The following is a 26,271-nucleotide window of genomic DNA, read 5'->3' on the forward strand; positions in this document are numbered from 1 at the left end:
ATTTTGATACTTGGGACAGCTCTCGCGCTCATGAACGCTTTCATAAACCGGAAATGAGCGTCCCGCCAGAGGGATCGATGCTCTTAGCAAAAAGGCTGTGCCTGAAGCGTCAATTCGAGACCAGTCGACCAGGATCAAAGGATGCTTCAACGAACCCAGCAATGCCCGAAGCATTACCCAATAGAACAATGGACGCTCTGATCTCAAGTGTTGATTGCCCAGCAACCGATCCACACGCTTGATCGAATGCTTGGGATAAGCACGCCCCGTCATGAAGCGACCAAGAGCGGTCAGTGTCAGTCGACGTCCTTGCAGTAACGAACTGACACAACTCATCAGTGATGTCAGGCGTCGAGAATGGATAGAGGGCAGTGCTTGAGCGAGCGCTCTGTGCAAAAATCGGATGGCTTGCATGGGTTCGGTTTCTTGTATTTGTGTGGTGCAAACCAAGTTGCCGACTCATGCAGGCCTCTTCAATATTCCAACTTCTTGATTTTCTGTAAGAAAAATCGGGGATCCCTCAGGGACAGACTACGTTTTCGGACTACTTTCTAAACGTGGTCTGTCCCCATTTGCCCCGCCATTATCCTCTCTGAGAAAAAACAGGTTGCAGAAGCTTATTCAATCATCTTCTTATACACCACAAGATCGTGATCTCTAACGGCGTATATTGATTTATATTGAAAGGACAGCAGGAAACGGTTATTCATGCCCGCTACCAACGCCGCCATGAACTCATCCAGTTCTTTTGCACTTTCTGCCAATGTACTTATCGGGCAATGCACAATCAACCTTGCGCCTATTTTCCAACCCAAGGGATTTTCTTGGTCTGTACCTATATCCTCCAGAGTGGCATGCTGGGTGTATACAAAAAAAGCATTTGATTCTGGAAAACTCCCGGAAAACTCAGAATTCTCAACGTTGACTGACGCCCCCAGTACTCCCAGGACATCTACCAGTTGCTCGACACGGGGGTAACCCTCAAATTCGAACACCATCATTATGCTCATGGCTTGTGCACCTCAATTACTCTGAACTATCGCCCGCTAGTTTCCAAAAGAGGACAATTTTTATTTTTGCTAGATCTGTGAGCTTTTAACGCCAAAAATAAATCTGTCACCTTACCATCGTGATGCAAAGGGCGAGATTTTCCCTACGTATTCAACCTATGCCCGCGGCGTGGACATGCTGGTCGGTGCAGACAACTACTTTAACCTCATACCCATGGGCAGGAATGAGGATAAGATCATGGAATGGGGGGCGCATCATGATCGGTATGAAAATGAAAAAACCTCGAGTTGCTGCCATAAATGAAATGGTGTCAATTCTGGGAACGGACGGCCAGTGCCGCCCGTTTTTCAGATAGCAAGATGACTTTTTGCAAAGACTTCGCGGATCAATAGTTGAATTTTGTCTTCACTTGCTCGCCGTCACGATAAGACATCACAAATGATTTCCATGGCTCGCCACGTTTCACGGCATTAGCCTTTAAATCTTTTGCCAAAAAATATATGTCGGAGACATCGAAATCGATTTCAGCGTCCGTTACCTCAACACCGTCTTTCTCTACCGTCAGTTCGGCCTCCATAAACCCTTCACCCATCTCGATCTCGTAACGGAAGGCATCGTAGCCGTGAACAACACCCCCCTCGACCATCTGAAAAATTTTTTTGACGATTTCTAGATCATCTGTGATCACTCGATTATCTCCGGTATTTTTCGGGCTTCGTTCTCAAACACTACAGATTTCGTTTTACCGTCAATCGTGTAGAACACTTGCAACGAATCAGGCCGAGAAGATCCCGAGATATTAGATGGCCACTATTTTGGCGTCAATTAACAGATTGAGTTGTCGATAAACGATCATGGCCAAATTGCGCGTCCATACCACCGTCCTGCTGAGCCACGGTCAGCCCTCCTGACGCAATAATCTGTAAACTCCCCCCTCTTTAGCCGCCCATAATTTCCCCCCGCGGCCATCACCTATTTCTGTAGCGGAGTCCACCTTGCGTTTGTTTCACACCTCCGACTGGCACCTTGGGCAAAACCTGCATGGCCAGGAGCGCGATTTCGAGCATGCGTGCTTTCTCGAATGGCTGCTGCGCCAACTGAAACTGGCGCAGCCGGATGTGCTGTTGATTGCCGGGGACATCTTTGACACGGTCAATCCGCCGGTCAAAGCCCAGGAACGCCTCTACGATTTCATCGTCAGCGCCCACGAGCAGCAGCCGTTGCTGACCATCGTGATGATCGCCGGCAACCACGACTCCGGCTCGCGGATCGAACTGCCCGCGCCGCTGATGCGGCGTTTGCGCACCCATGCGCTGGGTCGGGTGTTGTGGCTGGATGACGGCCAACTCGACGCTGATCGTCTGCTTTTGCCACTTCCGAATGCACAAGGCGAAATCGCCGCGTGGTGTCTGGCGCTGCCATTCCTGCGCCCGGCGGAGGTGACTGGCGCGCATCTGGGTGACAACTACCTACGCGGTATCGGCCAGGTTCACGAATGGCTGATCGAAGCCGCCAATGCCAAGCGCCAACCGGGTCAGGCGCTGATCGCGATCAGCCACGCGCACATGGCGGGTGGTTCGGTGTCGGAAGACTCCGAGCGCAGCCTGATCATCGGTAATGCCGAAGCGCTGCCCGCCAGCCTGTTCGGGCCGAGTATCAGCTATGTCGCCCTCGGCCATTTGCACAAGCCGCAGAAGGTCAACGGTGAGGAGCGCATCCGCTACAGCGGCTCGCCGATTCCGTTGTCGTTCTCGGAGATCGGCTATCAGCACCAGATTCTCGACATCACCCTCGACGGCGAAACCCTGGTCAGCGTCGAGCCGAAACTGATCCCGCGCTCGGTCAACCTGCAACGCATCGGCCCGGCGCCGCTGGCAGAGATTCTGCTGCAACTGGCGGACCTGCCGAACATCGATCTGCTCGCCGAATCCCAGCGTCAGCCGTGGCTGGAAGTACGCGTGACTCTCGACGAGCCGCAGCCAGACCTGCGCCACCAAGTGGAAAGCGCCCTGCAAGGCAAAGCCGTGCGCTTGGTGCGGATCGCCGCCGAGTACGCCGGCAACCGTGGCGCTGACGGCGCGCAAGAAGGCACGGCGCTGATCGAACTCGATCAACTTACCCCGCAGGAATTGTTCAGCCGCGCCTGGCTCGACAACTATGGTAACGAGGTCGATGAGCAGACGCTCAAGGACTTCGCCGAACTGCTGCAAGACGTGCAAATGGAGGGCGAGCAGCCATGAAGATTCTCGCCATTCGTTTGAAAAACCTAGCCTCGCTGGCCGGCCCGTTCGAAATCGACTTCACCGCTGAACCACTGGCCAGTGCCGGTCTGTTCGCAATCACCGGGCCGACCGGCGCCGGTAAAAGTACCCTGCTCGACGCCTTGTGCCTGGCGCTGTTCGGCGCCGTGCCGCGTTTGAACAACACCGGCCGTGACGCCAAAGTCCCGGACGCCGACGGCGAAATCGCCACCGGCGACCCGCGCACTCTGCTGCGCCGTGGCACCGGCGAAGGTTACGCCGAGGTGGATTTCGTCGGTGTCGATGGCCGTCGTTACCGCGCGCGCTGGGAAGCCAACCGCGCTCGGGAGAAGGCTGGCGGCAAGTTGCAGGCCAGTCGGCAGAGCCTGCGCGATATCGATCAGGATCAATTGCTCGCCAGTCAGAAAGGCGAATACAAGACTCAACTGGAAGCCGCGCTGGGCCTGAACTTCGAACAGTTCACCCGCGCCGTGCTGTTGGCGCAGAGCGAGTTCAGTGCGTTCCTCAAGGCTGACGACAACGACCGCAGCGAACTGCTGGAAAAACTCACCGACACCGCGCTCTACACCCGCCTCGGCCGCCGCGCGTTCGACAAGACCAAAGAGGCCCGCGAAGCGCACAAGCTGCTGCAGGATCAGGCCACCGGCGTCACGCCGCTGCCGCCCGAAGCCCGGGCTGAACTGGATGAGCGTTTCAACGCCGCCCAGCAGCAATTGAAGTTGCAGCAAGCGCAGCTCAAGCAACTGGAGCAGCAGCACCGCTGGCTCAAGGATTTTCGTCAGTTGCAGGACGCGCAACAAGCGGCTGCCGAGCAACTGCAGGGTGCACAGCAACAGTGGGAGGCTCTGGCCAGCGAACGCCTGAAGCTGACGCGCCTGGAACAACTCGCGCCGCAACGTCACCAGTTCGCGCGCAAGTCTGAACTCGACGCGCAACTGACGCCGCTGGCGGCCCAGATTGCCGCGCACACCCAGCAACAAGGCGAACTCGGCGAACGCCAGACGCAACTGGAACAGGCACTCGATGCGGCGAAAGTCGCCCTGAGCGAAGCGCAGCAGCGACACAGCGAAAGTGCGCCGTTGTTGCGTCAGGCTTTCGAAGAGCAAAGTACCCTTGCTCGCCTCGCCAAGGACACCGCTCTCAGCGCAGAGGCCCGACAGTCTGCCGAACAGGCGTACACACAAGGCCAGAGCGCCATTCAAGCGTTGCAGGCGAAACAGGCCGAAGTCGCTGAACGCCTGCAGAAAATCGCCGCCGAGCTGGAACAGAGCGCCGAGCTGGCGCCGTTGAGTGATGCGTGGAATGCCTACCGCGATCGCCTGCAACAGTTGATGCTGATCGGCAACCGCTTGAACAAGGGCCAGTCTGAACTGGCCAGCCTCGAGCAAACCGCCAGCCGCAGCGCCGAAGAACTGACGTCGCAGAAGCAGCAACTGGAAGTGCTGTTCAAAGAGGCCGGCGCCGAACCCGATGCCGTCGCCGAGCAGATCGGTATCCTCGGTAATCTGTTACAGGACAACCGCAAACAACTGCGTGCCATTGAAGACCTGTCGCGCCTGTGGGCCACCCGCCAGGATCTGGACAAGCGCGGCGCCGAGCTGCAACAGCGCCAGCTCAAGGCCCAACAGGAACGCGAGCGCCTGACCCAGGACGGGGTCAAGACCAAAGCTGAACTGACCGTCGCCGAGCAAACCCTCAACGTCACCCGCGAACTGCTCGAACGCCAGCGTCTGGCCCGCAGCGCCAGTGTCGAAGAGCTGCGCGCGCAGTTGCAGGACGATCAGCCGTGCCCGGTGTGCGGCAGCAACGAGCATCCGTATCACCAGCCCGAAGCGTTGCTGCAAAGCCTCGGCAAACACGATGAAAGCGAACAGGCTAACGCACAGCAGGTGGTCGATCAGCTCAAGGAAAAACTGACGGAGTTGCGCGCCGAAGTCGGCGGGGTCATAGCTCAGCAAAAGGAACTGCTGCAGCAACAGGAACAACTGGCCGACCAGCAACAAGCCCTCGCGCCGAGCCTCGACGCTCATCCGCAGGCGGCGCAGCTGATGAACCAAGACGCCGACAAACGCGACGCCTGGCTCAGCCGGCAAAACGAGCAGTTGAACCAAAGCATCGCGCAGGACGAACAACGCCAAAGCGCCCTGCTCACCCTGCAACAGGACGCCGCGCGCCTGACTCAGCAGTTGCGTCTGGCCGAAGCCGCGCACCAGCAGGCCGCACAGTTGCTGAGTAACCAGCAGCGAGAACTGGGCAGCGACCGTCAGCGCCTTGACGAAGAGTTGTCGGCGTTCAGCCATTTGTTGCCGGCAGACACCCTTGAAGCCTTGCGCCTTGAGCCGGCGGCGACGTTTATGCAACTCGACCGCCAGATTGCCGAGCGCCTGGCGCAAGTCGATCAGCAAAAGGAAGAGCTGGCCGAACAGCAACAACGCCAGCAGACGCTGGAAAAAGAACAGGATCGTCAGCAACTGCGCGCCCAGCAATTGCAAACCGCCGAACAGCAGTTCACTGCGCTGGCCGAGCAGCAACAAACCTGCCAGCAAAAACTTGCGCAATTGCTCGGCGAACACCCCAGCGCCGAACAGTGGCAACAGCAACTGGAACAGGCCGTGGAGCAGGCGCGCAACGCCGAAACCGGCACGGCCCGGGAACTGCAAGACGTTCGCACACAACTCGTGCAGACCGCTGCCGAACTCAACGCGCAGCAAGAACGCTTGCAGGCGCTGGACAGTGAACATCAGGATCTGGCCGGCAAGATTGCCGACTGGCGCGCCCGTCACCCCGAACTGGACGACGGCGGCCTTGAAGACCTGTTGCGAATCGACGACGCGCAACTTTCTGAGCTGCGCCAACGCTTGCAGCTCAACGAAAAGGCCATCGAGCAGGCCACGGTTTTGTTGCAGGAACGCGACCAGCGCTTGCTCGATCATCAGGCCCAACACAACGGCAACCTCGATGCCGAACAATTGGCCAGCGCCCTCACCGACCTGCAAAACCAGTTCAACCTCAGCGAGCAGCAATGCGCCGAATTGCGCGCCGAACAGGCCGAAGACCAGCGCCGGCAGAACGCCAATCAGGCCTTGGCGCAGCAGATAGCCGACGCCTACACCGAGTACCAGCGCTGGGCACGCCTGAGTGCTTTGATCGGTTCGGCCACCGGCGACACCTTCCGCAAGATCGCCCAGGCCTACAACCTCGACTTGCTGGTGCATCATGCCAACGTGCAGTTGCGGCAACTGGTCAAACGCTATCGCCTGAAGCGCGGCGGCAGCATGCTCGGCCTGTTGGTGATGGACACGGAAATGGGCGATGAGCTGCGCTCGGTGCATTCGTTGTCCGGCGGCGAGACGTTCCTCGTATCGCTGGCGCTCGCGTTGGGGCTGGCGTCGATGGCGTCGAGCACACTGAAGATCGAATCGCTGTTTATCGACGAAGGCTTCGGCAGCCTCGATCCGGAGTCCCTGCAACTGGCGATGGACGCTCTCGACGGCTTGCAGGCCCAGGGCCGTAAAGTCGCGGTCATTTCCCACGTACAGGAAATGCATGAGCGAATCCCGGTGCAGATTCAGGTACAGCGCCAAGGGAACGGTTTGAGCACGCTGGAGGTGAAATGAACACGCTCTATTCCTTCCGCCGCTGCCCGTATGCGATGCGGGCGCGGATGGCCCTGCGCTATTCGGGGGTGCTGGTGGAGATCGTTGAAGTCAGCCTCAAGGCTAAACCGGCCGAGATGCTGGCGATCTCGCCCAAGGGCACGGTGCCGGTGCTGGACGCGGAGGGTCAGGTTATCGATGAAAGCCTGGAGATCATGCGCTGGGCGCTGGCGCACAATGATCCGCAGAATTGGCGGCTGGAGGGTGATTCGAGAGTTGCCGAGTTGATCGAAGCCAATGATCAGGTATTCAAGGTTCACTTGAATCGCTACAAGTACGCCGAGCGCTATCCCGAACAGCCGATGGAGGCGTATCGGGCTGAAGGGATGCTGTTCTTGCACAAGCTTGATGAGTTGCTCAAGGATCGTGATTACTTGCTGACGGATCATCCAAGCCTGGCGGATGTGGCGCTGTTTCCATTCGTTCGCCAATTCGCCCATGTTGATCGCGAGTGGTTCGCGCAGACATCTTACGTGCGGCTGCAAGTGTGGTTGCAGCGCTTTCTCGAATCTGAACTTTTCACCTCGATCATGAGGAAATAAAGCACCGCGTTCAGGCCAGAGCCTGGCACATCCCGAGTGCCGAGCAATCGACTTCAAAAGGTCCGAGAAAATCGGCCGAGACTTTCATCGGCGGATTGCCGGCCATCAGCCCCAACGTATGGGAGCGCTCAATGTTGTGCGCGATGTTGTGATTGGCCTCTATGGCTCGGGCCAGCGCGCCAACCGAGCCCTGGCCAATCCCCAGTAGGGAAGCACCATTGATCATGAACGCCAGACCGGCGATGACCCAGAGTCTGTAGCCTTTCATGCTCCGCCCACTCCTGCGAGTTCAGCCCGTTCGACCGTCACGCCTTGCGAGCGAAGTTCGAACTGAATGCCGGGATGGGCAACTTGAATCGGTGCGTCGAAGCGGTGTTCCATTTGCGATGTGACGCTGACGACCAGCACCACGGCCAGGTAAAGACCGATGGCCAGGTAGGCGCCGCGTTTGGCTGAAGTGATGATTGCGCTGGCCATGGTGTTCTCCGTTGGCATGTTTCAGTGCCAGCAGAATCAATCAAAAAAGCTGCGGTAACCACTCAGGGTTTCACATAGTAACCATCAGCTTCGTTGATTATTTAGCCCGTCTATCTCGACGTTGAATAAAACCTATCGCTCCGCCAAACACACACGCACAGAAGCTGCCGAAGGCTGCGATCTTTTGATTTTGCTTTTGAAAAACAAGATCAAGAGATCGCAGCCTTCGGCAGCCCTTGGGCGTGCAGATTTTCAGTGTTGGGTTTTGTGATCCAGGGCGGCGTAGAAGTTGGCGCTTTGTTGCAGGTATTTCTGGGTGTAGCTCTGGGTGTGGGACTTTTTGCTGTTGACGTCAGCGTGGGCGCTGGCAGGCAATGCAACAGTGGCAGAGATGGCGGAAGCGGCGATGACGGAGAAGAGATTGAAGTTCATGGCGGTAACCTTCGTGTTCGGTTGGTTTGCTTGCCCGGCTGGGCTGTGAAGCAAACTTAACGCTCGACGGTTGCTTGCTTGAAATGCTTTGTAGCAGTAGCTGTTATCAGCGCGATTGATACAAACAGACAGGCCACGTAAACCGGGGCCTGTGGCTTATTGTTGCGTCAGAAACTTCAGGTCGCTGGGGGCGTCCATTGGCAGTTTCTGCACGGTTTTGCCAAGCAAACCGGTCTTGCCATCGCGCTCGACGACGACAATCTCGTTGCTCTTCTGGTTGGCGATCAGCAGGAATTTGCCCGTTGGGTCGAGGCTGAACTCGCGCGGGTGATCACCTTCCACCGAGCGTCGCTGCAACTCTTTGAGCTGGCCGCTGGCCGGATCGATAGCGAACACCAGCAACTGATTGGCGGTGCCACGGTTGCTGACATAGAGGAATCTGCCGTCAGCGGACGCGTGCAGCGCGGCGGCGGCCTTGTCTGAAGTCGGCTGCCCGGCCGCCAGATCGACCATTTGCGTCTGGGTCAGCACGCCGTCGTGGTAGTCGAACACCGCGACTTGCGCGCTCATTTCCATGGTCAGCCAGGCATGCTTGCCGTCAGCACTGAACAACAGGTGACGCGGGCCGCTGCCGGCCGGCAACGATACCGAAGCGGTTTTCGCCGGAGTCAGCGGCAGCTCCGGATTGGCTTTCGGGTCATATTGGTAAATGAATATTTTGTCTGCGCCCAGATCATTGGAAAACACATAGCGACCGTCCGGCGAGGACATCGTCGAATGCACGTGGTTGGACGCCTGACGCTCGGGATTGACCCGGCTCGCCGGGTGGCCGCTCATCTGCACCACAGGTTTGAGCTTGCCGTCGCTGTCGACTGGCAGCACCGCCAGTGTGCCGCCCGGATCTTCGACCACCGAATAGTTGCTGACGAAAAGGTGGCTGGCGTCACCGCTGAGGCTCGAATGGGTGGGCTCGTTGCCCAGACTTTGCGCCTGATTGATCAGGCTCAGCGCTTGGGTCTTTGGATCAATCGCGTAGCTGCTGACGCGGCCGATTGAATCCTTCTGGCCGGGGCCGTTTTCGTTGACCACGAACAGACGTTTCTGGTCTTTGGAAACGGTCAGCCACGAAGGGTTTTCGCCGTTGACCACTTGCAGCGGCCCGGCATCGATCTGGCCTGTGGCGCTGTCGAAATTCATTCGATAGATGCCTTGGCTGGAGCCCGCCGTGTAGGAACCGACCAGCAACTGGAAGCTTTCGGCGCAGGCATTGGAAAGGCCCATCGCGCCGACGCTGCCAGCCATCAACAGAGGCCAGAACTTACGCATTTTCATCAGTTTCATCCTCGTCGTCGCTGCTGCTGATGACGTCGCCGAGGCAGACCAGGCGATGTTCGCCGGTTGTCTTGGTATCGCTGGAAAAACCGACGATCAGCCAGCTCTGCAGGTCTTCGTCAAACGTTGCCGCTTCAACCTGCGCCGGCGTGAATTCCCAATGCTTGGCCGCTCGGCCATCGATGCACTCGATGTGCAGGTTGTCGTCTTCATCGAGGGCGAATTCGAAGGCATGCAAGCCGTCGATTTCAACCATACCGCAGTGTTCGAGGGCGTTGAGAAGGGTTTGGGCAGTCATGGCAAACAGTCTTTCTAGGGGGAAAGCGCCAATGATAGCTCATTGTCTTGGGAGAACCTTGTGGGAGCGGGCTTGCTCGCGAACGCGGTGTGTCAGTCTACAAATGTGTTTCTGACAGACCGCATTCGCGAGCAAGCCCGCTCTCACAGGGGATTAGGGGTGGGTTTAGAGGGCGTCGCGCGATGGCTTACCGTCAACCAACCGCTGGATACGCAGCGGATTGGCGTTTTTCAGCGGCTCGGGCAGCAAGCTGTCGGGGTAGTTCTGGAAGCACACCGGGCGCAGGAAGCGATCAATCGCGAGCGTGCCGACCGAGGTACCACGCGCATCGGACGTGGCCGGATACGGCCCGCCGTGCACCATCGAATCACACACCTCGACACCGGTCGGATACCCATTGAGCAGGATCCGCCCGACCTTCTGTTCCAGTAGCGGCGTCAGTTCGGGGAAGTGCTCGAAGTCAGCAGGTTCACCAATGATCGTCGCCGTGAGTTGCCCGTGAAGACCGTTCAACGCCGCGCTGAGCTGCGCTTGATCGGCCACTTCAACAATCACCGTGGTCGGGCCGAACACTTCTTCCTGCAACACTTCGTCGCCGTTGATCAACAGGCTGGCATCAGCCTTGAACAATTGCGGCTGCGCTTGAGTGCCCTGCTGTGGATTACCGGCCAGATGCTCGATGCCAGGATGTGCCAAGAGCTTGTGCAAGCCTTTGCCATAGCTGCCAAGGGTGCCGGCGTTGAGCATGGTTTGCGCCGGTTGATCGCCGATCAGCCCCGCGACCTGCTGCACAAAGGCAGTGAATTGCGGCGAGCGAATACCGATCACCAGACCCGGGTTGGTGCAGAACTGACCGCAGCCCTGCACCACCGACGCGGTGAGGTCACGGGCCACGCTTTCCGAGCGTGCCGCCAGTGCCTGCGGCAAGACGATCACCGGGTTGATGCTCGACATCTCGGCGAACACCGGGATCGGCTGCGGGCGTGCGGCGGCCATGTCGCACAGCGCACGGCCGCCCTTGAGCGAACCGGTGAATCCCACTGCCTGAATCGCCGGATGCTTGACCAGCCACTCGCCGACGCCACCCCCATAGATCATGTTGAACACGCCGGCCGGCATGGCGGTTTTTTCCGCCGCGCGAATCAGCGCGTCGGCCACCCGCTCAGCGGTGGCCATGTGGCCGCTGTGGGCCTTGAACACCACGGGGCAACCGGCGGCCAGTGCCGAAGCGGTGTCGCCGCCGGCCGTGGAAAACGCCAATGGGAAATTGCTCGCACCGAACACCGCCACCGGACCGAGGCCAATGCGGTACTGACGCAGATCCGGGCGCGCCATTGGCTGGCGCTCCGGCAGCGGCAGGTCGATCCGCGCCCCATAGAAATCGCCACGGCGCAGCACTTTGGCGAACAGGCGCATCTGCCCGCTGGTGCGTCCGCGCTCACCTTGAATCCTCCCGGCCGGCAACGCGGTTTCGCGGCAAACAACGGCGACGAAATCATCACCGAGGGCATCGAGTTCATCGGCAATGGCATCGAGAAACTGCGCACGGCGTTCGGCGCTGAGGCTGCGATACGCCGGGTACGCGGCAGCGGCGGCTTTGGCGGCGGCGTCGACTTCCTGCTCGGTGGCCTGAATGAAATCGTGGGGCAGTTGTTCGCCGCTGCTGGCGTCAACGCTGTGCAGTTTCACGTCGCCCGCCGCGCTGCGCTGACCGCCGATGTAGTTGTGACCGAGAATTTGAGTCATGGGATCTCCTTAAAGGGTGCCGATGCTGTCCGGTTCAAATGCCGCTGCAACCGGTGCGATGCCGTTGACCAGCGGCGCGCCGAATTCGGCCTGGCTGATTTCAAACACGTCACCCGGTTGGGTGCGGATGCCGTCGGCAAACGACAGGGTCGCGGTGCCGAAGAAGTGAATGTGTACGTCGCCCGGACGCAAGAACTGGCTGTATTTGAAGTGGTGGTATTCGAGGTTCGACAGGCTATGGCACATGTTGGCCTCGCCGCTGAGGAATTCGTTTTGCCACAGCACTTCGCCGTCACGCAGGATGCGAGTGGTACCTGCCAAGTGTTGGGGTAACTCACCGACTCGAAGTTCCGGACCATAACTGCAACTGCGTAATTTCGAGTGCGCCAGGTAAAGGTAATTCTTGCGTTCCATGACGTGGTCGGAGAACTCGTTGCCCACCGCGAAACCGAGGCGATACGGTTTGCTGTCAGGACCGATGATGTACAGACCGGCCATTTCCGGCTCCTCGCCGGCATCCTCGGCAAACGGCGGCAACGGGAATGGCTCGCCCGGGCGCACGACGATACTGCCGTCGCCTTTGTAGAACCATTCCGGTTGTACACCGGCCTGCCCTGCCGCCGGTTTGCCGCCCTCAACGCCCCATTTGAAGATGCGCATGGTGTCGGTCATTGCGGCTTCGTCGCCCGCCTGTTGGTGCATCTTGTCGCGGGCCGAAGCGCTACCCAGATGCGTCAGGCCGGTGCCGCTGACCAGCATATGGGCCGGATCCGGGTGATCGAGTGGCGGCAGGATGCGCAGCTCTTGGAGCAACTGCGCATAGTCATGGCTGATACCGAAGCCGAGGGTTTGCACTTGCTGCTCCAGCGTGCCGCCGGCTTCGATGGCCGCCAGCGCCAGATCGCGCACGGTGCGCGCGTCCTGTACTTCGCGCACCACGGCATTGTCGACGACACCGACGCGGCGCTCACCGTTACTCAACTCGAATTGCACCAGATGCATGTTCTTCTCCTTTTAGAGCACAAATGTTGAAAACCACGCCGAACCACTGTGTGTTTGCGTATGGGCTTGCCCGCTCCCACATGGGTTCTGTGCTGTTCTTTAGATTCAGGTTCGGGTAGCGCCGCGTGCGCTGGCGGCGAACTGGTCAACGGGCAGTACGTGTTTGCGTTCAAGCACCCGGTACACCACGCCGGTCAGGATCAAGCCGAACACCATCACCCCCGAGAGGAAATACAGGCCCGACGCCAGATTCCCGGTGTACTCCTTCAACGCGCCGATCACGAACGGCCCGATATAGCCGCCAAGATTGCCCACCGAGTTGATCAACGCGATCCCTGCCGCCGCACTCGCGCCGGCAAAGAAGCGCCCCGGCAAGGTCCAGAACACCGCCGTGCAGGAAAACAGCGCAAACGCCACCAGACACAGCGCGGCCAACTGCGCCACTGGCATCGACAGCCAGGCACTGAGAAAAAGACCTATCGCGCCCAGCACATAAAGCACCGCCAGATGGCCGTAGCGATCATTCAAACGGTCTGAACTGCGCGGCACGATCAGCAAACCGATGATCCCGAAGATGTACGGCACCGATGACACGAAACCGGTCACCAGATCAGTGCCGCCAAATTGTTTGATCAGCGTCGGCAGCCACAAGCCGAGGCCATAAATACTCAGGGTCACCGGCAGATAGAACAGCGCCAGCAGCAAGACGCGTTTGTCTTTGAGCGCATGCAGCGGATTGCCGTGACGGGTCTGGCCGTACTCCTCCAGATCTTTTTTCAGCTCACGGGTCAGCCAGTCCTTCTCGGCCTGATCCATCCACTTCACTTGCTCCGGGCCATCCGGCAACCAGCGCAGCACCGGCCAGGTCAGCAAGATCGCCGGGGTGCCGATGACGATGAACAGCCACTGCCAGCCGTGCAGCCCGAGGACGCCTTCCATACCCAGCAGGCCGCCGGAGACGGGGCCGGTGATCAGCATCGCGATGGGCTGCGAAAGAATGAACAGGCCAAGAATCTTGCCGCGATGGCGCACCGGGAACCATTGGGTGATGTAGTACAGAACGCCGGGAAAGAACCCCGCTTCTGCCGCGCCTAGCAGAAAGCGCATGACATAGAAACTGTGCGGCCCCTGGACGAACGCCATGCCGATGGTGATGGCGCCCCAGGTGATCATGATTCGCGCGAACCAGCGCCGCGCACCGAAACGCTCGAGCATCAGGTTGCTGGGGATTTCCAGAAGAAAGTAGCCGATGAAGAACAGCCCTGCACCGAGGCCATAAGCCGCATCACCGATGCCGATGTCGGCACCCATGTGCAATTTGGCGAAGCCGACGGCGGAGCGATCCACATAGGCGATCAGGTACAGCAGGATCAGGAAGGGAATCAGTTTCAGCGTGATGCGGCGAATAAGCCGCAGTTCCTGGCTCATGGGATCGGTCTCCGATTGTTGTTTTTATAGAACCTCGGGGGACGTCTCTCACGGAAACCCGCCAGGACCATCCCTCCGTCGAAAACGACTATATAGTAATACTAATTACCCAACAACCACTTCCAAACCGCTTAAATTGCGCTTATGTTAAGCCTCAGCTCGAACACTATAGTCATACAATAAGAGAATCGATCATGTCTGATAAGAAACCCACCCTGCGCTCCGCCCAATGGTTTGGCACGGCCGACAAGAACGGCTTCATGTACCGCAGCTGGATGAAGAATCAGGGCATCGCCGACCACCAGTTTCATGGCAAGCCGATCATCGGCATCTGCAATACCTGGTCGGAACTGACCCCGTGCAACGCGCATTTCCGCCAAATCGCGGAGCACGTCAAACGTGGGGTGATCGAGGCCGGTGGTTTCCCGGTGGAATTCCCGGTGTTCTCCAACGGCGAATCGAACTTGCGTCCGACCGCCATGCTCACGCGCAACCTGGCGAGCATGGACGTCGAAGAAGCCATTCGTGGCAACCCGATTGACGGCGTGGTGCTGCTGACCGGTTGCGACAAAACCACTCCGGCGCTGCTGATGGGCGCGGCCAGTTGCGATGTGCCGGCCATCGTTGTCACCGGCGGGCCGATGCTCAACGGTAAGCACAAAGGCAAGGACATCGGCTCGGGCACCGTGGTCTGGCAGCTCAGCGAGCAGGTCAAGGCCGGTACCATCACCCTGGACGACTTCCTCGCAGCCGAGGGCGGCATGTCGCGTTCGGCGGGCACCTGCAACACAATGGGCACCGCGTCGACCATGGCTTGCATGGCTGAAGCACTGGGCACTTCCTTACCGCACAACGCGGCAATCCCGGCGGTGGATGCGCGGCGTTATGTGCTGGCGCACATGTCCGGCATGCGCGCCGTGGAAATGGTGCGTGAGGATCTGAAACTGTCGAAGATCCTGACCAAGGAAGCCTTCGAAAACGCTATTCGCGTCAACGCCGCCATTGGCGGTTCGACCAACGCCGTGATCCACTTGAAAGCCATCGCCGGACGCATCGGCGTCGAACTGGAACTGGACGACTGGACGCGCATCGGTCGCGGCATGCCGACCATCGTCGACCTGCAACCGTCCGGACGTTTTCTGATGGAAGAGTTCTATTACGCCGGGGGACTGCCAGCGGTGCTACGCCGTCTCGGTGAGGCCAATCTGATCCCCCATCCGAACGCGCTGACGGTCAACGGCAAGTCCATTGGCGAGAACACCAAAGACGCGCCGATCTACGGCGAAGACGAGGTCATTCGCACCCTCGACAATCCGATCCGCGCTGACGGCGGCATCTGCGTACTGCGCGGCAATCTGGCACCTCTTGGTGCCGTGCTCAAACCGTCCGCCGCCACGCCAGAGTTGATGCAGCATCGCGGCCGTGCCGTGGTGTTCGAGAACTTCGACATGTACAAGGCGCGGATCAACGACCCAGAACTGGATGTTGATGCCAACTCGATTCTGGTGATGAAAAACTGCGGGCCGAAGGGTTATCCGGGCATGGCTGAAGTCGGCAACATGGGCCTGCCGGCCAAGCTGCTGGCCGAGGGTGTGACGGATATGGTGCGCATCTCTGACGCACGGATGAGCGGCACCGCTTACGGCACGGTGGTTTTGCACGTTGCCCCGGAAGCAGCAGCGGGCGGGCCTTTGGCCACAGTGAAAGAAGGCGACTGGATCGAACTCGACTGCGCCACCGGGCGTCTGCACCTGGATATTCCGGACGCCGAACTGGCCGCGCGCATGGCTGACCTGCAACCGCCGCAGCAATTATTGGTGGGCGGTTATCGTCAGCTGTACATCGACCATGTGCTGCAGGCGGATCAGGGCTGCGATTTCGACTTCCTGGTCGGTTGCCGTGGAGCTGAAGTGCCGCGCCATTCCCATTAAAAACAAACAATCGCAGCCTTCGCCAGCGCCTGCATTGGAATGCATCCCCCTGTGGGAGCGAGCAAGCCCGCTCCCACATTTGATTGTGTGTCTGCCTCACGTTTGTGTCGTGCCTGCTATGATGCGCGGCATCTTAATCGCTCAGGATCGCGCCACTCCCCATGGATTACCGCAAACCTTCCGACCGCAAAAGCATGCACTCGCGCATCGTCCAGGAATTGGGCATGCAGATCGTCTCTGGACGCTTCCTGCCCGACGACAAACTGCCCGCCGAAGCCTTGCTTTGCGAGGAGTACGCGGTCAGTCGACCGGTGTTGCGCGAAGCCACGCGGGTGTTGGTGGCAAAAGGTCTGGTGTACTCCAAACCGCGCGTGGGCACGGTGGTCAAGGCGCGTCGCGAATGGCACATGCTCGACCCGGACGTGCTGCACTGGCTCATGCAAAGCAGCCCGCGGAATGAATTTTTCAATGTCCTGACCAGCGTGCGCAGCATCATCGAACCGGCCGCCGCCGCCCTCGCCGCCCAGCATGCGACCGACGCTGATATCACGGCCATCGGCGAGGCTTACCAGCGTATGGAGGCTGCGTCGACACCGGAAGCCCTGCTGCAACCGGACCTGGATTTTCACAGCCGGATTGCCGATGCGACTCACAACGATTTGCTGGCAAATCTGTGCAACATGCTCTCGGTGGCGATTGCCGAGGCGCTAAAGCATTCGAATCAGCGACCGAACTTGCATGAGTTGGCGCTGCCAAGGCACAAGGCGATTCTCACGGCGATCGAGAATCGTGATGCGTTGGGCGCGCGGCATGCGACGTTGGTGCAACTGGATGATGCACGCAGTGCGCTGAGCGCGGTGCTCGGTACCGAACGCTCCTGAACGCTCCTGAACGCTGAAGATAGCCCGCTCCCACAGGGGGTCAGTGTGAATATCGAAATATAAAAAAAGCCGCAACCCGAAGGTTGCGGCTTTGTCGTTTCAGGCCCCCAGGTCAGTGGGAAAACAACGAATTGCCCTTCTGCCCCGCCAGCTTCTCCGGTTTGATCAGGAACTTGGCCAGTGCCGGCAGCAGCCACAGCGCACCGAACATGTTCCACAACAGCATGAAGGTCAGCATCAGGCCCATGTCGGCCTGGAACTTGATTGCCGAGAAAATCCAGGTGCACACACCGATGGCCAGGCACAGGCCAGTGAACAGCACCGCTTTACCGGTGGATTTCAGGGTCTGGTAATAGGCTTCCTGCAATGGAAGACCGGCACGCAGGAAACTTTCCAGGCGGCTGTAGATGTAGATGCCGTAGTCCACGCCGATCCCCACCCCCAGCGCCACCACCGGCAAGGTCGCGACTTTCACGCCGATACCCATGAACGCCATCAGTGCGTTGCCGAGTACCGACGTCAGCACCAGTGGCAGCACAATGCACAAGGTCGCCGCCCACGAGCGGAAGGTGATCATGCACATTACCGCCACGCAGATGTACACCAGAATCAGGATGGTCAACTCTGCCTGCTTGATGACCTCGTTGGTGGCGGCTTCGATCCCGGCGTTACCCGCTGCCAGGATGAACTCCAGACCGTCCTTATTGTTTTCCTTGGCAAATTCCTGCACTGCATGCACCGCACGATCAAGGGTTTCAGCCTTGTGATCGTTGAGGAACACCAGCACCGGCGCTACTGAGCAACTGTTGTTGTACAGGCCATCGGCCCGTGCAATCGAGCTGTTCAGCACGTCTGGGTTGCGCGACAGGGTTTCCCATTTCAGGTTGCCCTCGTTCATGCCCTTGATCATCTGCTTGGACACGGTCACCAGCGAGATCGCCGACTGCACGCCCTCGGTGTTCTGCATCTTCCACATCAGTTCATCGATCGGTGCCATGGCTTCGTAACGCGAGCAACCTTCTTTCTTGGTCTTGACCATCACCACCAGCACGTCGGAGCTGGTCGAGTAATTGTTGATGATGAAGTTGTTGTCCTTGTTGTAGCGCGAATCCGGACGCAACTCCGGCGCACCTTGGTCGAGGTCGCCGATTTTCAGGTTCTGGCTGTACCAGAGACCGCCACCGAAGGCGATCAGCGCCAGAGCAACGGAGATCGGTGCGACTTTCGGGCTGGCGAAGTTCGACAGCAGGCGCCAGAACAGATGTTCGCGGTTTGCGTCCTTCTTGCTCCTGGCGATTGCGCGTTTACTGATGCCGACATAAGAGATCGCGACCGGCAGCAGAATCAGGTTGGTGAACACGATCACCGCCACGCCGATGGACGCGCCGAAGGCCAGTTCGCGGATCACACCGATGTCGATGATCAGCAGCGTGATGAAGCCGACCGCGTCCGCGAGAATTGCGATCATCCCCGGCAGGAACAGTTGCCGGAACGTTCGTCGTGCGGCGGTCAGGGCGTTTTCCGCCTCGCTCGATTGCAGGGCGATCCCGTTGATCTTCTGCACACCGTGGGAGATGCCGATGGCGAAGATCAGGAACGGCACCAGCATCGAATACGGATCGAGCCCAAAGCCAAAGAAGTGCATCAACCCGAGTTGCCAGACCACCGCCACCAGCGTGGTGCTCAACACGGCAATGGTGCTGCGCACGCAGTTGGTGAACCACAGCAACAGGATCAGGGTGATGACGAACGCGATGCCGAAGAACAGCACCACCATCACCAGACCGTCGATCAGGTCGCCCACTTTCTTGGCGAAACCGACGATGTGGATTTTGACGTTGGGGTTTTGCGCTTCGAACTTGTCGCGGATCTTTTCTTCCAGTTCATGGGAGAACTTGCGGTAATCCAGCGCCAGCAACTTGCCCTGATCCTGCGGGTCCGGGTACGACTCTAACAGCGGAATGTCGACGATGCTCGACTTGAAGTCGTTGGCCACCAGACGCCCGACCTGACCGGACTTGAGCACGTTGTTGCGCAGCAGATCGAGGCTGTCTTGCGAGCCGTTGTAGCTCTGCGGGATCACTTCACCGCCGGCAAAACCTTCTTCGGTCACTTCGGTCCAGCGCACGCTCGGACTCCACAGCGACTTGAGACCGGACCGGTCAACGCCGGAGATGTAGAACACCTCGTCGTTGATCTGGCGCAGGGTCTCCATGTATTCCTTGGAGAAGATGTCGCCGTCGGTGGCTTCCACCGAAATACGCACGGTATTGCCCAGGTTCGCCAGGTCGTTGCGGTGCTCCATCATCTTCTCGATGAACGGATGCTTGAGCGGGATCATTTTCTCGAAGCTGGTGGACGGCCGGATCAGCGTGGCCTGCCAGAACAGAAAAATGCTCACCACCAGGCAGATCAGGATCACTACCGGGCGGTTGTTGAAAATCAGACGTTCAAGGAACGTCGCCTTGTCCTGATGATGATTGCTCAAGGAAGTCATAGCCCCGCCTTCTTATTATTGATCTCGGCACCGTTCGGCAGCGTGGTGTGAACACCGCCCTGCCCGGTCAGAATCAGGTTGCCGTTGCCGGCGGCGGTGACCGACGACAGCGAAATGCGATCCGGGCGATTGAACACGCTGAAGGTCTCACCGTCGTCGCTGCTGCTGATCACCGAGCCACCGTTGCCGACGATCACGATCGAGCCGTCCTCGAGCAACGTAGCGCCGGACAGACCGAATTCCAGCGAGCCTCGCGCAGCTTTCAGCTCGACCTGTTCCCAGGTGCTGCCGAAATCCGTGGAGCGGTAGAGGTTGCCGCGCAAGCCGTAAGCGAGCAGCGTCTGCGGCGAGGCCGTGCCGATCACGCCGAACAGCGAGCCTTCATAAGGGCCTTCAAGTTTTTCCCAGGTCTGCCCCCCATCAGCGGAGCGGAACATGCTGCCCGACTCGCCGACAATGAACAGCCCGGCGTCTTTCACCGCCGCGATGGCGTTGAGGTGGAACTGGTCTTCGTTGTCGAGGCGGTCGCTGATGTCTTCCCAATGCTTGCCGCCGTCGGTGGTTTCCAGCAGCGCGCCGTAGGCACCTACGGCGATGCCGCTGTTGACGTCCTTGAACCAGACGTCGAGCAGCGGCGATTCGCGTTTGAGGTCTTCGAATTGTTTGGTCCAGGTCAGACCGCCGTCCTCGCTGGCGAGGATCTGCGCATCGTGGCCGACTGCCCAGCCATGTTTGTCGTCGACAAAATACACAGCGGTCAGCAGTTGCCGGCTCGGCACCTTGGCCTGGGTCCAGGATTTGCCCTGGTCATCGGAATAGAGAATGTGCCCACGATCCCCGACCGCCACCAACCGGGTGCCGGCGTGGACGACGTCAAGCATCAGGCTTTTTGCGGCTTTGGCTGATTCGAGAGCATAAACCACGTCGGCCGGCGCCTCGGCGGCAATCACAGGTGCCGACACGGTGGCGAAGCCCAGCATGGAGAGTGCTGTGACCAGCAACGCGGTGTTGCGAAACGCCGGCGGGCGGCAACGACTCATAGACCTTCCCCTATTTATTATTGTTAGGCCATTTGGCCTTCAAGGGCGCCGCAAGGGTGCTCTGGTGATGACTGGTCAGAAGCATAGTCCTGAAACCCGCCATCCAGAGCCCCTTCGGAAGCTGGCTCATCCTATCGGGCTTTCGAAACGTCTGACAATCGGCGCCACGTTATCTTTTGTTAACCAGATGCAGGCTCCTGTCGCCAGTGATTTGCATTGTGGGAGGGGGTTAATGGTGTTTTGGGGATTTATGGCTGCAGGTGAATGCATGGCCATTCGCCGGATGGATGCGGCAAAACGCGTGAGGGGGCTTGCACGATTGGTATTATGGTATACCATCAGACGCACAGACACCCTCAATCCCCCCGCGGAGCAGCACATGAGTTTCGAAATTCGCAAGATCGTCAGCTATGTCGAAGAAACCCTCATCGAAGGCGGCAAAGCCACCGACAAGCCGGTGACCATGGTTGGCCTCGCTGTCGTGATGAAAAACCCTTGGGTGGGTAACGGCTTTGTCGAAGACCTGAAACCGCAGATCCGCGCCAACTGCTCCGACCTCGGCGCCATGATGGTCGAGCGTCTGGTCGGCCTCATTGGCGGCGCAGAAAAAATCGAGGCCTACGGCAAGGCTGCCGTGGTGGGTGCTGACGGCGAAATCGAACACGCCTCCGCCGTGATCCACACCCTGCGCTTTGGCAACCACTACCGCGAAGCGGTCAAAGCCAAGAGCTACCTGAGCTTCACCAACAAGCGCGGTGGCCCGGGCACTTCGATTCAGATTCCGATGATGCACAAGGACGACGAAGGCCTGCGTTCGCACTACATCACCCTGGAAATGCAGATCGAAGACGCGCCGCGCGCCGACGAAATTGTCGTGGTGCTGGGTTGCGCCGACGGTGGCCGCCTGCACCCGCGCATCGGCAACCGTTACATCGATCTGGAAGAACTGGCCGCCGAAAAAGCCCAGTAATCACAATAAAAAGGCATTGCAGGAGCGCTCCATGATTCGGCTCACCGCTGAACTCACCCCGGCTGGCACCAGTTATCTGGCGACCGGCGAAGGCCAGCCCGTGGTCTTGATCCACGGCGTGGGCCTGAACAAAGAAATGTGGGGCGGCCAGATCGTCGGCCTCGCCACGCAATATCGGGTGGTCGCTTACGACATGCTCGGCCATGGCGCCAGCCCGCGACCGGCCAGCGGTACCGACCTGCTCGGTTACGCCGATCAGTTGCTGGAGCTGCTCGATCACCTCAACCTGCCGCAAGCAGCGGTGATCGGCTTCTCGATGGGCGGTCTGGTGGCGCGGGCGTTTGCGCTGCATTACCCGCAGCGCCTGCAAAGCCTGGTTGTGCTCAACAGCGTGTTCAATCGCAGCGAAGAGCAGCGCGCCGGCGTCATTGCGCGCACCGCTCAGGCCGCCGAACACGGCCCGGACGCCAATGCCGAAGCCGCGCTGTCGCGCTGGTTCAGCCGCGAATATCAGGCCGCCAACCCGGCGCAGATCGCCGCGATCCGCCAGACCCTGGCCGGCAATGACCCACAGGGTTACCTGACCACCTACGAACTGTTCGCAACGCAGGACATGTACCGTGCCGACGACCTGAGCAGCATTCAGGCGCCGACGCTGATCGCCACGGGCGAGCTCGATCCCGGTTCGACCCCGGAAATGGCCGAGCAACTGGCCCGGTGCATCCCCGGCGCGAGGGTTGCCGTGCTGGCGGAACAACGGCATATGATGCCCGTAGAGTCGCCGCGTCTGGTCAACCAGACGCTGTTGGAATTTCTCGAATTCGCACACTCCCGACAAAACCATATAAAGGGGATCGTTGCATGACACTCGCACGCTTCCAGATGTGCATCGGCGGAGAATGGGTCGATGCCCTCAGCGGCAAGACTTTCGAAAGCCTCAATCCGGCCCTGGCCGAACCTTGGGCTGAACTGCCTGACGCTGATGAGGCCGACGTCGAACGCGCCGTGCAATCAGCGCAAAGCGCGTTCGACAGCCCTGCCTGGCGCGGTCTGACCGCCACCGCGCGCGGCAAACTGCTACGCCGCCTCGGTGACTTGATCGCCGAGAACAAGGAGCAACTGGCGCAGCTGGAAAGCCGCGACAACGGCAAACTGATCCGTGAAACCCGGGGTCAGGTGGGTTATCTGCCGGAATTCTTCCACTACACCGCCGGTTTGGCTGACAAGCTCGAAGGCGGCACCTTGCCGCTGGACAAGCCCGACCTGTTCGCCTACACGGTTCACGAAGCCATGGGCGTGGTCGCTGCGATCATTCCCTGGAACAGTCCGCTGTACCTGACCGCGATCAAACTGGCGCCGGCGCTCGCCGCCGGTAACACCATCGTGATCAAGCCGTCAGAGCACGCGTCGGCGACCATCCTTGAACTGGCGCGTCTGGCCCTCGAAGCCGGGATTCCGCCAGGCGTGGTCAACGTTGTGACCGGTTACGGCCCGAGCACCGGCGCCGCCCTCACCCGCCATCCGCTGATCCGCAAGATCGCCTTCACCGGCGGCGCGGCGACGGCCCGGCATGTGGTGCGCAGCAGCGCCGAGAACTTCGCCAAGCTGTCGCTGGAACTGGGCGGCAAGTCGCCGAACATCATTTTCGCCGACGCCGATCTGGACAGCGCGATCAACGGCGCGATTGCCGGGATCTACGCGGCCTCGGGTCAGAGCTGCGTGTCCGGCTCGCGGTTGTTGGTGCAGGACGAGATCTACGACGAGTTTGTCAGTCGTCTGGTCGAACGGGCCAAACGCATCCGCATCGGCAATCCGCAGGAAGACAGCAGCGAAATGGGCCCAATGGCCACCGCGCAGCAACTGGCAGTGGTTGAAGGGCTGGTCGCCGACGCCATCGCCGAGGGCGCGCGTTTGCGGACCGGCGGCAAGCGGCCGGCTGATCTTGGCGAGGGCTGGTTCTACGAACCGACGCTGTTCGAGTGCGACCGCAATTCGATGAAGATCATGCAGGAAGAAGTCTTTGGCCCAGTGGCGTCGGTCATCCGTTTCAAGGACGAGGCCGAAGCGCTGGCGATCGCCAACGACTCGCAATTCGGCCTCGCCGCCGGCATTTGGACGCGCGATCTGGGCCGCGCCCATCGCCTGGCGCGCGACGTGCGCTCTGGAATTATCTGGGTCAACACCTACCGCGCGGTGTCGGCAATGGCGCCCATCGGCGGCTTCAAGAACAGTGGCTATGGACGCGAAAGCGGCATCGACTCGGTGCTGGCCTACACCGAACTGAAAACGGTGTGGATCAACCTCTCTCAGGTGCCAATGCCTGATCCGTTTGTGATGCGCTAGGAGTCCTGCGACATGATCGAACCCGGCATTTACAAAGACGTCATGAGCTCCTTCCCGTCCGGCGTCACGGTGGTCACCACCCTTGACCCTGCGGGGGGCATCGTCGGCATCACCGCCAGCGCGTTCAGCGCGTTGTCGATTGATCCGGCGCTGGTGCTGTTTTGCCCCAACTACGCCTCCGACACCTACCCGGTGCTGCGCGACAGCAAGCGTTTCGCGATCCATTTGTTGTCCGCCGAACAGACCGCCGAGGCCTACGCCTTCGCCGGTAAAGGCAAGGACAAGGCCAAAGGTATCGAGTGGCACCTGAGCGAACTCGGCAACCCGATCCTCGCCAAGGCCACGGCGATCATCGAGTGCGAGTTGTGGCGTGAATACGATGGTGGCGATCACGCGATCATCGTGGGCGCGGTGAAGAACCTGATCCTGCCGGCGCAGCCGGTGACGCCGATGATTTATCACAAGGGCAAGTTGGGCGCCCTGCCGACCCTGGCCTGAGGCGACAATGCAAAACCCTGTGGGAGCTGGCTTGCCAGCGATGAGGACTTAACATTCAACATTGATGTTGGCTGATAGTCCGCTATCGCTGGCAAGCCAGCGCCCACAGGGATTGAGGTGAGGTAAAGAATATGAGTAATGAAAAGTACGAAAAAGGCCTGAAGATCCGCACTCAGGTTTTGGGCGAAGCCTATGTGCAACGCTCAATAGAGAACGCCGACGACTTCACCCGCCCACTGCAGGAAATGGTCACCGAATACTGCTGGGGTCATGTATGGGGTCGCGAAGGTCTGTCGCTCAAAGAGCGCAGCATGGTCAACCTGGCGATGATCTCGGCGCTTAACCGTCCACATGAACTCAAGCTGCATGTGCGTGGTGCCTTGCGTAACGGCCTGAGTCGTGAGCAAATACGCGAAATTCTGCTTCAGGTCGGTATTTATTGCGGCGTCCCGGCGGCCGTGGACAGTTTCCGGCTCGCCCGTGAAGCCTTCGCCGAAGCCGACGCCGAGGCCTCCAGTTAACCCCTCGGCTGTTTAGATGCCCGTCTGGCATGGACAGCCAACTTAAAGAGCGGACCCCATGAAACGCCAGCCACTCGACGACAGCTTCAAGGTCAATCGCAATCCCGTTACCCTGCGCGAAATCGTGCTGGATAAACTGCGTAGCGCGATCATGAATTTCCAGCTCATGCCAGGCGATCGTCTGGTTGAACGCGATCTGTGCGATCGCCTGGGCGTGAGCCGCACGTCGGTGCGCGAAGCCTTGCGTCACCTTGAATCCGAAGGCCTGGTGGAATTCGCCGACGCCAAGGGCCCGCGCGTCGCCATCATCACCCTGGCCGATGCCGTCGACATCTACGAACTGCGTTGCGTGCTGGAAGGCCTGATCGTTCAACTGTTCACCCTGCGCGCCAAAGCCAAGGACATCAAAGCCCTGGAAAAAGCCCTCGAAGAGAACCGCAAGGCGCTCAAGGACGGCGAGCTGCAACAGGTGATCGACTCGGTACAAGGCTTCTACGACGTACTGCTCGAAGGCTCCGGCAACCACGTTGCGGCCACGCAGTTGCGCCAGTTGCAGGCACGCATCAGCTACCTGAGGGCGACGTCGGTGTCCCAGGAAAACCGCCGTGGCGCCAGTAATCAGGAAATGGAAAAAATGGTCGCAGCAATCAAGAGCGGCGACCCGCTGCTGGCGCATCAGGCCTGCGTTGATCACGTCCGCGCTGCCGCGGCTGTCGCCCTCGATTACCTCAAGCGCAAACAGGAAGAGACCGGCGCAACTCCCGCGATCACCCCGCCCATCGCGCTGAAAGAACCCCGCATAGGTCACTGACATGTCCAGCCCGAGCTTTTGCCCGAAATGCGGTGGCCCTGACCTCGGTCAGCAGGTGCCGCCGGGTGATACGCACGAGCGCCTGATGTGCCGAGGCTGCGGCTACATCCACTACGTCAACCCGAAGATCATTGCCGGCTGCATCATCGAGCAGGACGGTAAATACCTCTTGTGCCAACGGGCGATACCACCGCGTCCGGGCACCTGGACGTTGCCGGCGGGCTTCATGGAAAGCGGCGAGACCACCGAAGAGGCGGCACTGCGCGAAGTCTGGGAAGAAAGCGGCGTGCGCGCCGAAATCGTCTCGCCCTATTCGATCTTCAGCGTGCCGAAGATCAGCGAGGTGTACATCATCTTCCGCGCCCTCGCGCTGGAGATCACCGGCCAATACGGTCCGGAAACCCTCGACTACAAGTTCTTCGCCCCCAAAGACATCCCGTGGGAGCAGATCTACTACCCGGCGATCCGGCAGATCCTCGAACGCTACATCGAGGAGCGCCAGGCCGGGGTGTATGGCATCTACATGGGCAATGACGACAGCGGCAAAATCCACTTCATCCGCTGACGATCACCGTCGCCCCTGTGGGAGCGGGC

General features: G+C 59.6%; 24 protein-coding genes and 2 pseudogenes. 13 read left to right on the plus strand and 13 right to left on the minus strand.

Annotated features, from left to right (window positions below; all coding sequences use genetic code 11):
* Both K5E40_RS31055 and K5E40_RS31060 read right to left on the minus strand, forming a co-directional pair.
* Positions 1-414, minus strand: a pseudogene (locus tag K5E40_RS31055) (IS4 family transposase); the annotation flags it as partial.
* A gap of 203 nt (positions 415-617) precedes the next feature.
* Positions 618-1,010, minus strand: a complete 393-nt coding sequence (locus K5E40_RS31060; protein ID WP_221734007.1) for a hypothetical protein — start codon at positions 1,008-1,010, stop codon at positions 618-620.
* 103 nt (positions 1,011-1,113) lie between these two features.
* Between K5E40_RS31060 and K5E40_RS31065 the strand changes: the two are divergent.
* A pseudogene (locus K5E40_RS31065) lies at positions 1,114-1,314 on the plus strand (DUF899 family protein); the annotation flags it as partial.
* A gap of 82 nt (positions 1,315-1,396) precedes the next feature.
* On the opposite strand, the gene K5E40_RS31070 reads toward K5E40_RS31065, so the two are convergent.
* Positions 1,397-1,699, minus strand: coding sequence for a hypothetical protein (locus K5E40_RS31070; RefSeq protein WP_221734008.1), 303 nt, complete (start codon positions 1,697-1,699; stop codon positions 1,397-1,399).
* A 307-nt stretch (positions 1,700-2,006) separates the two neighbouring features.
* Between K5E40_RS31070 and K5E40_RS31075 the strand changes: the two genes are divergently transcribed.
* From K5E40_RS31075 to K5E40_RS31085, 3 genes are read left to right on the plus strand one after another with little or no spacing between them, the layout of a single operon-like run.
* Positions 2,007-3,251, plus strand: coding sequence for an exonuclease SbcCD subunit D C-terminal domain-containing protein (locus tag K5E40_RS31075; RefSeq protein WP_221734009.1), 1,245 nt, complete (start codon positions 2,007-2,009; stop codon positions 3,249-3,251).
* On the plus strand, positions 3,248-6,889 hold the full coding sequence (locus K5E40_RS31080; protein ID WP_221734010.1) for an AAA family ATPase: 3,642 nt from the start codon (positions 3,248-3,250) through the stop codon (positions 6,887-6,889). The genes K5E40_RS31075 and K5E40_RS31080 overlap by 4 nt, the downstream gene beginning before the upstream one ends.
* On the plus strand, positions 6,886-7,470 hold the full coding sequence (locus K5E40_RS31085) for a glutathione S-transferase (protein ID WP_221734011.1): 585 nt from the start codon (positions 6,886-6,888) through the stop codon (positions 7,468-7,470). Before K5E40_RS31080 ends, K5E40_RS31085 begins: the two co-directional genes overlap by 4 nt.
* A 10-nt stretch (positions 7,471-7,480) precedes the next feature.
* Here the strand turns inward: K5E40_RS31085 and K5E40_RS31090 are convergent, their stop codons facing one another.
* The 8 genes from K5E40_RS31090 to K5E40_RS31125 all read right to left on the minus strand — a co-directional run bounded on the left by K5E40_RS31090 (position 7,481) and on the right by K5E40_RS31125 (position 14,185).
* The gene (locus tag K5E40_RS31090; RefSeq protein WP_221734012.1) at positions 7,481-7,738 is read right to left on the minus strand and encodes a hypothetical protein; all 258 of its coding nucleotides are present in this window, start codon (positions 7,736-7,738) and stop codon (positions 7,481-7,483) included.
* Positions 7,735-7,947 carry a hypothetical protein gene (locus K5E40_RS31095; RefSeq protein WP_221734013.1) on the minus strand — a complete coding sequence of 71 codons (213 nt, stop codon included), beginning with the start codon at positions 7,945-7,947 and terminating at the stop codon, positions 7,735-7,737. Before K5E40_RS31095 ends, K5E40_RS31090 begins: the two co-directional genes overlap by 4 nt.
* Positions 7,948-8,199: 252 nt before the next feature.
* Positions 8,200-8,379, minus strand: a complete 180-nt coding sequence (locus K5E40_RS31100; protein ID WP_221734014.1) for a hypothetical protein — start codon at positions 8,377-8,379, stop codon at positions 8,200-8,202.
* A 156-nt stretch (positions 8,380-8,535) separates the two neighbouring features.
* On the minus strand, positions 8,536-9,711 hold the full coding sequence (locus tag K5E40_RS31105; protein WP_221734015.1) for a lactonase family protein: 1,176 nt from the start codon (positions 9,709-9,711) through the stop codon (positions 8,536-8,538).
* Complete coding sequence (locus K5E40_RS31110; protein WP_221734016.1) at positions 9,698-10,009, minus strand: DUF5629 family protein; 312 nt, start codon at positions 10,007-10,009, stop codon at positions 9,698-9,700. The genes K5E40_RS31105 and K5E40_RS31110 overlap by 14 nt, the downstream gene beginning before the upstream one ends.
* Before the next feature lie 165 nt (positions 10,010-10,174).
* A complete protein-coding gene (locus K5E40_RS31115) occupies positions 10,175-11,755 on the minus strand; it encodes an aldehyde dehydrogenase (NADP(+)) (RefSeq protein WP_221734017.1) in 1,581 nt (526 codons plus the stop codon).
* A gap of 9 nt (positions 11,756-11,764) precedes the next feature.
* On the minus strand, positions 11,765-12,757 hold the full coding sequence (gene araD1 / locus K5E40_RS31120) for an AraD1 family protein (protein ID WP_221734018.1): 993 nt from the start codon (positions 12,755-12,757) through the stop codon (positions 11,765-11,767).
* Between the two features lie 105 nt (positions 12,758-12,862).
* On the minus strand, positions 12,863-14,185 hold the full coding sequence (locus K5E40_RS31125) for an MFS transporter (protein ID WP_221734019.1): 1,323 nt from the start codon (positions 14,183-14,185) through the stop codon (positions 12,863-12,865).
* Between the two features lie 194 nt (positions 14,186-14,379).
* Between K5E40_RS31125 and K5E40_RS31130 the strand changes: the two genes are divergently transcribed.
* Both K5E40_RS31130 and K5E40_RS31135 read left to right on the plus strand, forming a co-directional pair.
* On the plus strand, positions 14,380-16,116 hold the full coding sequence (locus K5E40_RS31130) for an IlvD/Edd family dehydratase (protein ID WP_221734020.1): 1,737 nt from the start codon (positions 14,380-14,382) through the stop codon (positions 16,114-16,116).
* Positions 16,117-16,277: 161 nt separating this feature from the next.
* Positions 16,278-16,997, plus strand: a complete 720-nt coding sequence (locus K5E40_RS31135; RefSeq protein WP_221734021.1) for a FadR/GntR family transcriptional regulator — start codon at positions 16,278-16,280, stop codon at positions 16,995-16,997.
* Positions 16,998-17,109: 112 nt separating this feature from the next.
* Here K5E40_RS31135 and K5E40_RS31140 read toward each other — a convergent pair whose 3' ends face one another.
* Complete coding sequence (locus tag K5E40_RS31140) at positions 17,110-19,494, minus strand: RND family transporter (RefSeq protein ID WP_221734022.1); 2,385 nt, start codon at positions 19,492-19,494, stop codon at positions 17,110-17,112.
* Entirely contained in the window at positions 19,491-20,534 is a 1,044-nt protein-coding gene (locus tag K5E40_RS31145; RefSeq protein WP_221734023.1) for a YCF48-related protein, read from the minus strand. The genes K5E40_RS31140 and K5E40_RS31145 overlap by 4 nt, the downstream gene beginning before the upstream one ends.
* Positions 20,535-20,913: 379 nt before the next feature.
* On the opposite strand from K5E40_RS31145, the gene K5E40_RS31150 reads away from it, so the two are divergent.
* The 7 genes from K5E40_RS31150 (at position 20,914) to K5E40_RS31180 (ending at position 26,242) form a co-directional block, all read left to right on the plus strand.
* Positions 20,914-21,504, plus strand: coding sequence for an amino acid synthesis family protein (locus K5E40_RS31150; RefSeq protein ID WP_221734024.1), 591 nt, complete (start codon positions 20,914-20,916; stop codon positions 21,502-21,504).
* 31 nt (positions 21,505-21,535) lie between these two features.
* Positions 21,536-22,369, plus strand: a complete 834-nt coding sequence (locus K5E40_RS31155) for an alpha/beta fold hydrolase (RefSeq protein WP_221734025.1) — start codon at positions 21,536-21,538, stop codon at positions 22,367-22,369.
* Complete coding sequence (locus K5E40_RS31160) at positions 22,366-23,847, plus strand: aldehyde dehydrogenase (protein ID WP_221734026.1); 1,482 nt, start codon at positions 22,366-22,368, stop codon at positions 23,845-23,847. Before K5E40_RS31155 ends, K5E40_RS31160 begins: the two co-directional genes overlap by 4 nt.
* Positions 23,848-23,859: 12 nt before the next feature.
* The gene (locus K5E40_RS31165) at positions 23,860-24,345 is read left to right on the plus strand and encodes a flavin reductase family protein (protein WP_221734027.1); all 486 of its coding nucleotides are present in this window, start codon (positions 23,860-23,862) and stop codon (positions 24,343-24,345) included.
* A gap of 131 nt (positions 24,346-24,476) precedes the next feature.
* The gene (locus K5E40_RS31170; RefSeq protein WP_221734028.1) at positions 24,477-24,866 is read left to right on the plus strand and encodes a carboxymuconolactone decarboxylase family protein; all 390 of its coding nucleotides are present in this window, start codon (positions 24,477-24,479) and stop codon (positions 24,864-24,866) included.
* A 58-nt stretch (positions 24,867-24,924) separates the two neighbouring features.
* Entirely contained in the window at positions 24,925-25,677 is a 753-nt protein-coding gene (locus K5E40_RS31175) for a GntR family transcriptional regulator (RefSeq protein ID WP_221734029.1), read from the plus strand.
* Position 25,678: 1 nt separating this feature from the next.
* Complete coding sequence (locus K5E40_RS31180) at positions 25,679-26,242, plus strand: NUDIX hydrolase (protein WP_221734030.1); 564 nt, start codon at positions 25,679-25,681, stop codon at positions 26,240-26,242.
* The last annotated feature ends 29 nt before the right edge of the window (positions 26,243-26,271 follow it).

The organism is Pseudomonas baetica (assembly GCF_019733355.1).
Classification (GTDB): domain Bacteria; phylum Pseudomonadota; class Gammaproteobacteria; order Pseudomonadales; family Pseudomonadaceae; genus Aquipseudomonas; species Aquipseudomonas baetica_A.

Coding starts and splice junctions, on each gene's coding strand:
- K5E40_RS31060 (WP_221734007.1), bottom strand. CDS start 1,010: ATGAGCATAATGATGGTGTTCGAATTTGAGGGTTACCCCCGTGTCGAG.
- K5E40_RS31080 (WP_221734010.1), top strand. CDS start 3,248: ATGAAGATTCTCGCCATTCGTTTGAAAAACCTAGCCTCGCTGGCCGGC.
- K5E40_RS31085 (WP_221734011.1), top strand. CDS start 6,886: ATGAACACGCTCTATTCCTTCCGCCGCTGCCCGTATGCGATGCGGGCG.
- K5E40_RS31090 (WP_221734012.1), bottom strand. CDS start 7,738: ATGAAAGGCTACAGACTCTGGGTCATCGCCGGTCTGGCGTTCATGATC.
- K5E40_RS31095 (WP_221734013.1), bottom strand. CDS start 7,947: ATGGCCAGCGCAATCATCACTTCAGCCAAACGCGGCGCCTACCTGGCC.
- K5E40_RS31100 (WP_221734014.1), bottom strand. CDS start 8,379: ATGAACTTCAATCTCTTCTCCGTCATCGCCGCTTCCGCCATCTCTGCC.
- K5E40_RS31105 (WP_221734015.1), bottom strand. CDS start 9,711: ATGAAAATGCGTAAGTTCTGGCCTCTGTTGATGGCTGGCAGCGTCGGC.
- K5E40_RS31110 (WP_221734016.1), bottom strand. CDS start 10,009: ATGACTGCCCAAACCCTTCTCAACGCCCTCGAACACTGCGGTATGGTT.
- K5E40_RS31115 (WP_221734017.1), bottom strand. CDS start 11,755: ATGACTCAAATTCTCGGTCACAACTACATCGGCGGTCAGCGCAGCGCG.
- araD1 (WP_221734018.1), bottom strand. CDS start 12,757: ATGCATCTGGTGCAATTCGAGTTGAGTAACGGTGAGCGCCGCGTCGGT.
- K5E40_RS31125 (WP_221734019.1), bottom strand. CDS start 14,185: ATGAGCCAGGAACTGCGGCTTATTCGCCGCATCACGCTGAAACTGATT.
- K5E40_RS31130 (WP_221734020.1), top strand. CDS start 14,380: ATGTCTGATAAGAAACCCACCCTGCGCTCCGCCCAATGGTTTGGCACG.
- K5E40_RS31135 (WP_221734021.1), top strand. CDS start 16,278: ATGGATTACCGCAAACCTTCCGACCGCAAAAGCATGCACTCGCGCATC.
- K5E40_RS31140 (WP_221734022.1), bottom strand. CDS start 19,494: ATGACTTCCTTGAGCAATCATCATCAGGACAAGGCGACGTTCCTTGAA.
- K5E40_RS31145 (WP_221734023.1), bottom strand. CDS start 20,534: ATGAGTCGTTGCCGCCCGCCGGCGTTTCGCAACACCGCGTTGCTGGTC.
- K5E40_RS31150 (WP_221734024.1), top strand. CDS start 20,914: ATGAGTTTCGAAATTCGCAAGATCGTCAGCTATGTCGAAGAAACCCTC.
- K5E40_RS31155 (WP_221734025.1), top strand. CDS start 21,536: ATGATTCGGCTCACCGCTGAACTCACCCCGGCTGGCACCAGTTATCTG.
- K5E40_RS31160 (WP_221734026.1), top strand. CDS start 22,366: ATGACACTCGCACGCTTCCAGATGTGCATCGGCGGAGAATGGGTCGAT.
- K5E40_RS31165 (WP_221734027.1), top strand. CDS start 23,860: ATGATCGAACCCGGCATTTACAAAGACGTCATGAGCTCCTTCCCGTCC.
- K5E40_RS31170 (WP_221734028.1), top strand. CDS start 24,477: ATGAGTAATGAAAAGTACGAAAAAGGCCTGAAGATCCGCACTCAGGTT.
- K5E40_RS31175 (WP_221734029.1), top strand. CDS start 24,925: ATGAAACGCCAGCCACTCGACGACAGCTTCAAGGTCAATCGCAATCCC.
- K5E40_RS31180 (WP_221734030.1), top strand. CDS start 25,679: ATGTCCAGCCCGAGCTTTTGCCCGAAATGCGGTGGCCCTGACCTCGGT.